The following is an 8,992-nucleotide window of genomic DNA, read 5'->3' as shown; positions in this document are numbered from 1 at the left end:
CTCGAGGAGCGTGACAAGATCATCGACGCGGGCAAGCGCGAAGCGGACCGGATCATCGGCGAAGGTGAGACGGAGCACGCCCGGCTGGTCTCGGTCAACGAGATCACCGTCTCGGCGGAGCACGAGGGTGCCCGGATCGTCGCCGAGGCCCGCTCCGAGGCGCAGCGACTGCGCGAGGAGGTCGACGACTACGTCGACACCGCGCTGGCCAACTTCGAACAGTTCCTGACCAGGGCGTTGTCGTCGATAGAGCGTGGCCGCGACAAGATGCACGCGCTGCGGGAGATCGGCACGTTCCAGGGCGAGGACAACGAGCGGCCGCTGCCGTTCTGAGTTTCTCACCCGATTCGACGCTGAGCCCGCTGCTCAGGTAACCTTTCCAGTCGGCCTACCTACAGGCTGAGAGTTCATGATGCCCAAGCACACGCAGAATCACCTCGATCCCAGGCAGCCGCTGGTCGTCGACACGACGAAGCTCCCGCGCCAGCCCGGGGCGACGCGCGCCCTGAAACGGGTGGTGCCGGCACCGGCGGACCTCGGCTTGGAACTGATCTCGGTGCCCACGGGATCCGACCTCGAGCTCGATCTGAGCATGACGTCGGTCTCCGAGGGTGTCTATATCAGCGGCGGCGTCCGCGGCTTGCTGTCCGGCGAGTGCGGTCGCTGCCTCAACGAGATCTCGGAACCGTTCGACGTGCACATCGCGGAGCTGTTCGCATACGTGGACAGCACCACGGAGGAGACGACGGACGAGGACGAGGTGGGCCGGATGCAGGGCGACCTGCTCGACCTGGAGCCGGTGGTACGAGACGCGGTGGTCTTGGCACTGCCGCCCAATCCGGTCTGCCGGCCGGACTGCCCAGGGTTGTGCTCCGAGTGTGGGGTGCATCTCGACGATCTTCCGGCTGACCACAGCCACGACGACGTCGATCTCCGCTGGGCCGCTTTGCGTAATCTGTCAAAAACTGAGGAGTAGGTACCGTGGCCGTCCCGAAGCGCAAGATGTCGCGCAGCAACACCCGGTCCCGCCGGGCGAACTGGAAGGCGACCGCGGTCTCGACCGTGGCCTGCCCCCAGTGCAAGTCGCCGAAGCTGCCGCACACCGCCTGCGGGGTCTGCGGCACCTACAACGGCCGTCAGGTCCTCGAGGTCTGAGCACCACGGAGTGACACGCCCGAATATCGGGCGGGTCGCACCTGAGCGGCGGCGAACGTCCGGTGCCCAGGCTCCGGAGCAGTCCGGCCGAGTCATCTCGGCCGGTGCTGTGCCGGAGCCGGGCGCCGCGCGGATCGCCGTCGACCTCCTCGGCGGGGACCATGCTCCCGCCGTCGTGGTTGACGGCGCTCTGCGCGCCTGCCAGGCCGATCCGGCCCTCAAGCTGCTTCTCGTCGGCCCCGTTGAGGCTGCCGACGCGCTTCTGCACGCCCTCGACCCGGCCGAACGCCACCGGGTGAGCACAATCACGGCCCCGGCCGGCCCCACCGGCCCCGCCGAGCACAACGCCGCCCGGCCGGACCGCGGTAACAGCGACCCCGCCGGCGTGGACCACGGAGACAGCCGCTCTTCCCGGCCGGACCGCGGGGACAGCCGCTCTTCCCGGCCGGACCGCGGTAACAGCGACCCCGCCGGCGTGGACCGCGGGGACAGCCGTCCTTCCCGGCCGGACCACGGAGACAGCCGCCCTTCCCGATCGGACCGCGCGGTCAGCCGCGCCGCGGGAGCGGATCAGGCGCTGAGCCGCGTCGAGTCCGGCGTCCGCACCGCCGTTTTGGCCGTCGCTCAGGGCCACGCCGACGCGGTCGTCTCCGCCGGCAGCACCGGCGCCACCGTCACCTCCGCCGCGCTCGGGCTCGGCCGCTGGCCCGGTGTGCGCCGCCCCGCGCTGGCCGCCGTGCTGCCCACGATCTCCGGCCGGCTCGTTCTGCTCGACGTCGGCTCGTCCGTCGACCCCGACGAGCACACCCTCGCCACGCACGCCCGGCTCGGCGCCGCGTACGCCGTCGCCGTGCACGGCCTCGTCGCGCCCCGCGTCGGCCTGCTCACCATCGGCACCGAGCGCGGCAAGGGCGATCGCCTGCGCCGCGCCGCCCCCGCCGCGCTCGCGGAGCTCGACCTGCCGGGCGGCGGCCGCTACATCGGGCTGGTCGAGGGCAGCGACGTGGTGACCGGGGCCACGGCCGACGTCGTGGTGACCGACGGTTTCACCGGCAACGTGCTGCTCAAGGGGCTGGAGACGGCGTACGCCGTGATCCGGACCCCGGGCAGCGGCGCCGCGCCGCCCCGCGCGGCCATCCTGCTCGGCGTCGGCGGCACCGTCGTGGTCTGCCACGGCGCCGCCGCCGGCGCGGACATCGCCGCCGGCATCGCCCTCGCCGCCGACCTGCACCGCCGCGCCGCGGTGCCGGTCATCACCGACCTGATGCAGTTTCCGGGGGAGCAACCGGGCCCCGCAGCGCACGAAGACTCCCGAGGTGGTTCATGAGCATTAACGACAAGCGTCGGCGGCCCTCGACCGAGCCATTGGAAGAGGCGTTCGGCATCCCCATCGAGCCCGGTCTGCTTCGGCGCGCCCTGACCCACCGCTCGTACGCGTACGAGAACGGCGGCCTGCCGACCAACGAGCGCCTGGAGTTCCTCGGCGACTCGGTGCTGGGCGTGGTGATCACCTCGGCGCTCTTCCACAACCACCCCGACCTGCCCGAGGGCCAGCTCGCCAAGCTGCGGGCCAGCGTGGTCAACATGCACGCGCTCGCCGACGTCGCCCGTACCCTCGGCCCGCTGGGTCTCGGCCCGCACCTGCTGCTCGGCAAGGGCGAGGAGACCACCGGCGGTCGCGACAAGGCCAGCATCCTGGCGGACACGCTGGAGGCGCTGCTCGGCGCGATCTACCTGGAACACGGCCTGGACGTGGCCGGCGAGGTGATCCACCGGCTGTTCGACCCGCTGATGGCGGAGTCCGCGGGGCGCGGCGCCGCGCTGGACTGGAAGACGAGCCTGCAGGAGCTGACCGCGGCGCTGGGCCTGGGCGTGCCGGACTACGTGATCGACGACGCCGGCCCGGACCACGCGAAGACCTTCACCGCCTGGGTCGTGGTGGCCGGCGAGCGGTACGGCGGCTCGGACGGGCGCAGCAAGAAGCAGGCCGAGCAGCGCGCGGCCGCGGCCGCCTGGCGCACCCTGACCGAGCGGACCGAGGAGCAGACCCCGCCACCGGCGGTGGCCGGCGGCGGGCACACCGAGCTGCCCGAGGCTGAGAAGCCCGCGGTGATCGGTGGTGGGGACACCGAAGTGTCCGAGGCCGGGAAGCCCGCGGTGGCCGGTGGTGGGGACACCGAAGTGTCCGAGGCTGAGAAGCCCGCGGTGGCCGGGAGCGGGCACACCGAGCTGCCCGAGGCCGCCGAGCGGTGAGCGTGACATTGCGGGAGCCCGGCCCGGAGGTGGTAGCGAGCGCGGAAGGGCTCTGGGACAAGGCCGGCCGCTGGCGTGGTGCCGGGATCGCGGTCGGCATCCTGGCGCTGACCCGGATCGTCCAGCTGCTGCTGTTGGTCGGGCTGGACCACGCCACCGCGGAGCCCACCGGGCTCCGCGGCAACCTGCTGATCTGGGACGGTGGCTGGTTCCTGAAGGTCGCCGAGGGCTATCCGAGCGGCTACACGTTCGGCAGCGACGGCACGCTGCAGGGCAACGAGCTGGCGTTCTTCCCGCTGTACCCGATGCTGATCCGGTTGCTGTCCACCCTCGGCCTCGAAGCCGGCACCGCCGCGATCACGGTGAGCTGGCTCGCCTCGATCGGCGCGGCGGTCGCCCTGCACCTGCTCGGCACCTCGCTGCACAGCCGCCGGGCCGGCTGGGCGCTGGTCGGGATCTGCTGCGGCGCGCCGATGTCGGTGGTGCTGTCGATGGCGTACTCGGAGAGTCTCTTCCTGGCGCTGGTCGCGGGCATGTTCGTCGCCGCCCATCGCCGGCTCTGGTGGGCGGCCGGGCTGCTCGGCCTCGGCGCCGCACTGACCCGGCCGACCGGCGCCGCCGCCGCGGTGGCCCTGGCCGTGGCGGCGGTCATTGCGGTCCGCCGCGACCCCGACCGCAAGTGGCCGCCGCTGACCGCGGCCGCCGTCGCGCTCGCCGGGGTGCCGGCCTACCTCGGCTGGGTCGCGTGGCGGGTCGGCGACCTCGACGCCTGGTTCAAGATCCAGACAGCGGGCTGGGGCACGTCCTTCGACTTCGGCGCCAGCACGATCGACTTCCTCGGCGACACGCTGACCGTCGGCGAGGGCTGGGTGCCGATGAGTGTCGCGCTGATCCTGCTCGCCGCGCTGGCCGCGGCCGGGGTCGCGCTGGCCGGCCGGCCCTGGGCGCCGTTGGCCGTCTACGGGCTCGTCGCGATGGTGCTGGCCTACGGGCAGGCCGGTTTTTACCACTCCAAACCGCGGCTGCTGCTCCCCGTACTCTTGACGCTGTTGCCCTCGGTCTTCGCCGCGGCCCGCGCCCGCCCCCGGGTCGCGGTGCTCGCGATCGCGGCCTGGGCGGCGTTCGGGCTCTGGTACGGCGCCTACCTGGTCGCCGTCTGGCCCTACACGATCTGACCCGACTTCTAAGGACCACCGTGCCCGAGCTTCCCGAGGTCGAGACCGTCCGCCAGGGGCTGGCCAAGTGGGTGACCGGTCGGCGCATCGACACCGTCGAGGTGCGCCACCCCCGGGCGATCCGCCGCCACCTGCCCGGCGACGTGCACTTCGCCGCCGTCCTCAAGGGACGGACGATCACCGACGCCGCCCGGCGCGGCAAATACCTGTGGCTCCCCCTCGACTCCGGCGACGCGATCATCGCCCACCTCGGCATGAGCGGGCAGCTGCTGATGCAGCCGGCCGAGGCCGAGGACGAGGTGCACCTGCGGGTCCGGGTCACCTTCGCCGACGACGGCCCGCAACTGCGCTTCGTGGACCAGCGCACGTTCGGCGGGCTGTCGGTCTCCGAGGGCGGTGCCGAGCTGCCGGACGAGATCGCGCACATCGCCCGCGACCCGATCGACCCGCTCTTCGACGATGAGCTGTTCGTCGCCCGGCTGCGTGCCAAGCACACGGAGATCAAACGGGCGCTGCTGGACCAGACGCTGATCTCCGGCATCGGCAACATCTATGCCGACGAGGCGCTGTGGCGGGCCCAGCTGCACGGTGTGCGACCCACCGACGCGCTCACCCGGCCCGCGGTGCGCCGGCTGCTCGCCCACGTCCGGGACGTGCTCGGCGAGGCGATCGTCGCGGGCGGCACCACCTTCGACGCGCTCTACGTGAACGTCAACGGCGAGAGCGGCTACTTCGACCGGTCGCTGAACGCGTACGGGCGGGAGGGGCAGCCCTGCCACCGGTGCGGCACGATCATGCGCCGCGAGCAGTTCATGAACCGCTCGTCCTACAGCTGTCCGCGGTGCCAGCCGCGCCCCCGCCTGCCGCAGCGCTGACGTACGGGCTGGCGTCGGTGGCCAGCCCGAAGCCGGCTCCCCGGCGGCCCAGCAGCCGCCGGGCCGCGGTCAGCAGCGGCGTGGGAACGCCGTGCACCAGGTGCCCGTCGCCGGGCTCCACCCCGTCGCCGGCCCAGCCCTGGTAGGCCGACCAGGGCCCGTCGAAGGTGCAGATCCGTACGCCCAGGTCGCGATAGAGCGGGTGGGTCGGCACCCCCGGGTTGAGCACGACCCGGTGCAGCCCGCGCCGCGCGGCGAGCCGGACGGTCAGCGCCACCGGGCCGACCCCGCCGGAGCCGGCCGGCGCCCGGTCCAGGAACAGCCCTTCCGCGCCGTCCTTGCGCCACTCGTCGACGTCGGCGAGCACGTCGGCCAGCGAGCGCCCGCCCCAGTCCAGGTCGACGCGGCCGAGCAGCCGGTGCGCCGAGCGGCGCGAGCCCGGCCGTTCCTGCACGACCCAGGTGTCGGCGTCGGGAACCAGCCCTGGCGAGGGCTGCGCGTACGGGGGGAACAAGGTCTTCACGACGTCCTCCGGGGGTCTGCGGCGGTGTATGCGACGGTCAGCAGTCCGATGAGGTGGGTCGCCGCCAGGAGCGCGACGACGGTGCGGAGCGGATCCGGCGGCAGCGCCGGGACCAGCGGTGTCAAGATCGCCGCAAGCGGCGGCGCGGCGGCGAGCACGGCGGCCGTGCCGGTCCGGCCGTGCGCGGCGAGCAGCAGGGTGATGGCGAGTACGCCGCTGAGCAGGATCCCGCCGGCCACGGCGAGCACCGGCTCCCGCGCGCCCACGACACCGCCCGGCAGCCGGTACGCGGCCAGCGCGAGAGCGATCCCGGCGGCGAGCGGCGGCAGCAGCGCGGCGACGGTCACCGTGGCTACGCCGCCGAGGTGCACCCGGTGTTCCGCGTCGCTCTCGGCGACGTCGAGGCTGGTCTCGACCTGCCGGCGGTGCCAGCCGATCAGCGCCTCCAGCACCGGCCCGGCGGCCAGCAACGGCAGCACGGCGGGCGACGTCGCCGCCGGCGGCCCGGCCCGCCACAGCAGCACGGCGCAGGCCGCCTGAGCAGCCCCGAGCACCGCCCGCCCGGCCGCTCCCCGCAAATCGGCACGCCGCGTGCTCAACATCACAGTGCCCCGGAAAGCGGCCCAGATCCCGCCCCGGGAGTCGCCTCGGGAGGCGGCCGAGGGCCCGCTCCGGGAGTCGGCCCGGGAGGAGGCCGAGGGCCCGCTCCGGGAGTCGGCCCGGGAGGAGGCCGAGGGCCCGCTCCGGGAGTCGGCCCGGGAGGAGGCCGAGGGCCCGCTCCGGGAGTCGGCCCGGGAGGMGGCCCAGGGCCCGCCCCGGGAAGCGTCCCGGAAAGAGAACCGGGAAGCGTCCCGGAAAGAGAACCGGGAAGCGCCCCGGAACGCGGGCCGGAAGGCGCGGCCGGCCGCGGCGGCGACGGCGAGGGGCAGCAGCAGCGTGACCGGCACCCGGGCGGCCCAGGTGTCACCGATCGCCCCGGCGACCGCGATCGCGGCGAGCAGCCAGCACGGCAGGCTCCACCGCACGACCGCCACCTCGGTGCGGTTCACCAGCGCCGCGGTGACCGTGGCCAGGCTCAGCAGCCCGCACACGCCGACAGCGACGGCCCGCCCCGGCGCGGCCCCGGCGACCGAGGCCGGGGCGAGCAGCACGAGCGTGACCCACAGCCCGGCAGCGCCCAGAAAGCCGATTCCGACCAGGCGCGCCCCGGCACCTGCTCCGCCGCGCCGGGCGACGGCGGTGCCGGCCGCGGCGAGAGCCTGGGCGGCGCTCCAGCCGAGCACCAGCGTGCCGGCCGGCACCTGCCACGGGAGGCCGCCGAGGAGACCGGCGGCGGCGATCACGACGCTGAGCGGTCCGAGATAGAGCGCGCAGCGCAGCAGCAACGTGCGGCTCAGGGCGGGTGCGCGCCGGGTGGCGGGCGGTACGGCCACTCCGATCACCGGTCCTCCCCGGCCTCGGCGAGCCAGCGCACGGTGGCCGGCCGGGCGTCGCGCGGCGCGGGCACGGCCAGCGCGAGCTCGTAGGAGGGCGCCGGCGGCGGGCCGGCCAGGTCGGTGTAGAGCGCGCCGTAGACCCGGACGACCCGGTCGGCGGTGAAGTAGGCCAGCGCGCGGCGCCGGGCCGCGTCTCCCAGCGCGCGGCGGCGGGCCGGCGCGCGCAGCAGGTTGATGCAGGCCTCGGCGAGGAGCGCCGGGTCGTTCCCGGCGACGATCGTGCCGGCGTCGCCGAGGGTCTCGGCGACCGGGCCCACGTCGACCCCGACCACGGCGCGACCGGACATCATGGCCTCGATCAGGCGGTACGGCGGGTCGGCCGGTCCCGGGACGTGCACCACGAGGTGGCCGGAGGCGTACCGGTCGCGGGGGTCGGCGGGCAGCGGGTGCAGCCGGATCGCCCGGCCCAGCCCGGTGCGTTCGACCTGCTCGGCGCAGTGGTCCTCGTGGGCCGCGGTGACGCCGACGAGGTGCAGGACGGTCCCGGGCACGGCGGTGGCCACGGTCGCGAACGCCTCCAGCAGGCCGCGCAGGCCGCTGTCCGGGCCGCCGTTGCCGGCCCAGACGATGGCCGGCTGGGTCCTGGCCTCGGGCGCGGACGGGAAGTCGACCGGATCCACGCCCGCCGGCACCGGCACCAGCCGGCCGGGCTCGGCGCCGTGCCCGAGCGCCCACGAGTGGTGGTACGCGCTCAGCGGCGCGATGAGACCGGCCTCGGCGTACCCGGTGCGGGCGACCGCCCGCCGGAACCGGCGCAGCACCGTGCGGACCGCGGGGGACAGGCGCTCCTCGCCGGCCCGGGGCCGGGCCACGGGTGCCCGCGCCTCGGTGAGCAGCAGCGGCATCCCGGTCCGCCAGCGACCCGCCAGGGCGGCGAGCAGCGGCGTCGTGCCGCCGACGCAGTGCACCAGGTCAACCCCCGGCACCGGTACGGACAGCGCCCGGGCCACGTGCCGCAGCAGCGTCGCGGCGGTCCGGGCGTCGCGCAGGCTGAGCCGCGGCAGCCGCTCCTCACCCTCGGCCGCCCGGCCGACCCGCCACGTGTCCAGCAACACCTCGGTCAGCGGTACAGCGTGCAGCGGGTGTGCGGCGGACTCGGCCAGCACAGCGAGCCCGAGCAGCCCCTGGGCGAAAAGGTCGTCCGCCACCGCGGGATCGGGTTCGCTGAGCAGTCCGCGGCACAGCAGGACGGCGGCGGCGGTCGCGTTGTCGTCGCCGCCCTCGCGCTCCCGGGGTGCCCGGCTCAGCGTGGCGGCGGTGGCGGAGGCGACGTGGCCGGGCAGCGCGTACGCCGGCCCGCCGGGCGGCTCGCGGTCGGTGACCGTCAGCAGGTCGAAGGTGAATCGGCCGAGGCCGTCGACGAGCGTGCGGCACCAGCCGCCGAGGGCGTCCCGGCGGAACGGGTAGCCGCCCCCGGTGAGCAGACAGATGCGCATGCGGTCAGCACCACGAGCGCGACGGGGGTGATATCACGATGGCTGCAACGACACAGCGGGGAAAAGTAACGGGATCCTG

At 74.6% G+C, this 8,992-nt stretch carries 10 protein-coding genes; 7 read left to right on the top strand and 3 right to left on the bottom strand.

The window, feature by feature from the left end; genetic code table 11:
- From DMB66_RS15820 to mutM, 7 genes are all read left to right on the top strand, one after another.
- On the top strand, positions 1–333 hold a 333-nt coding region (locus DMB66_RS15820), incomplete at its 5' end, for a hypothetical protein (RefSeq protein ID WP_125804844.1).
- Positions 334–412: 79 nt separating this feature from the next.
- Complete coding sequence (locus DMB66_RS15815) at positions 413–976, top strand: DUF177 domain-containing protein (protein WP_125804848.1); 564 nt, start codon at positions 413–415, stop codon at positions 974–976.
- Positions 977–981: 5 nt separating this feature from the next.
- Positions 982–1,155 (top strand): 50S ribosomal protein L32, encoded by a 174-nt coding sequence (gene rpmF / locus DMB66_RS15810; protein WP_023561899.1) that lies wholly within the window; start codon positions 982–984, stop codon positions 1,153–1,155.
- 109 nt (positions 1,156–1,264) lie between these two features.
- Positions 1,265–2,482 carry a hypothetical protein gene (locus tag DMB66_RS15800; protein ID WP_233624587.1) on the top strand — a complete coding sequence of 406 codons (1,218 nt, stop codon included), beginning with the start codon at positions 1,265–1,267 and terminating at the stop codon, positions 2,480–2,482.
- Positions 2,479–3,408, top strand: a complete 930-nt coding sequence (gene rnc / locus DMB66_RS15795) for a ribonuclease III (protein WP_233624586.1) — start codon at positions 2,479–2,481, stop codon at positions 3,406–3,408. The genes DMB66_RS15800 and rnc overlap by 4 nt, the downstream gene beginning before the upstream one ends.
- A complete protein-coding gene (locus tag DMB66_RS15790) occupies positions 3,405–4,583 on the top strand; it encodes a mannosyltransferase family protein (protein ID WP_125804843.1) in 1,179 nt (392 codons plus the stop codon). Before rnc ends, DMB66_RS15790 begins: the two co-directional genes overlap by 4 nt.
- Before the next feature lie 20 nt (positions 4,584–4,603).
- Positions 4,604–5,458, top strand: coding sequence for a bifunctional DNA-formamidopyrimidine glycosylase/DNA-(apurinic or apyrimidinic site) lyase (gene mutM / locus DMB66_RS15785; RefSeq protein WP_125804842.1), 855 nt, complete (start codon positions 4,604–4,606; stop codon positions 5,456–5,458).
- On the opposite strand, the gene DMB66_RS15780 is transcribed toward mutM, so the two are convergent.
- From DMB66_RS15780 to DMB66_RS15770, 3 genes are read right to left on the bottom strand one after another with little or no spacing between them, the layout of a single operon-like run.
- Positions 5,394–5,981, bottom strand: a complete 588-nt coding sequence (locus tag DMB66_RS15780) for a Spherulin-4 (RefSeq protein WP_125804841.1) — start codon at positions 5,979–5,981, stop codon at positions 5,394–5,396. The genes mutM and DMB66_RS15780 overlap by 65 nt on opposite strands.
- On the bottom strand, positions 5,978–7,423 hold the full coding sequence (locus DMB66_RS15775) for a hypothetical protein (protein WP_125804840.1): 1,446 nt from the start codon (positions 7,421–7,423) through the stop codon (positions 5,978–5,980). The genes DMB66_RS15780 and DMB66_RS15775 overlap by 4 nt, the downstream gene beginning before the upstream one ends.
- Positions 7,420–8,913 carry a DUF3492 domain-containing protein gene (locus DMB66_RS15770; protein ID WP_125804839.1) on the bottom strand — a complete coding sequence of 498 codons (1,494 nt, stop codon included), beginning with the start codon at positions 8,911–8,913 and terminating at the stop codon, positions 7,420–7,422. Before DMB66_RS15770 ends, DMB66_RS15775 begins: the two co-directional genes overlap by 4 nt.
- Between the last annotated feature and the right edge of the window lie 79 nt (positions 8,914–8,992).

Source organism: Actinoplanes sp. ATCC 53533 (genome assembly GCF_003947245.1).
Note: the sequence above shows the minus strand (reverse complement) of the source record. Positions and strands in the feature narration are given on the sequence as shown.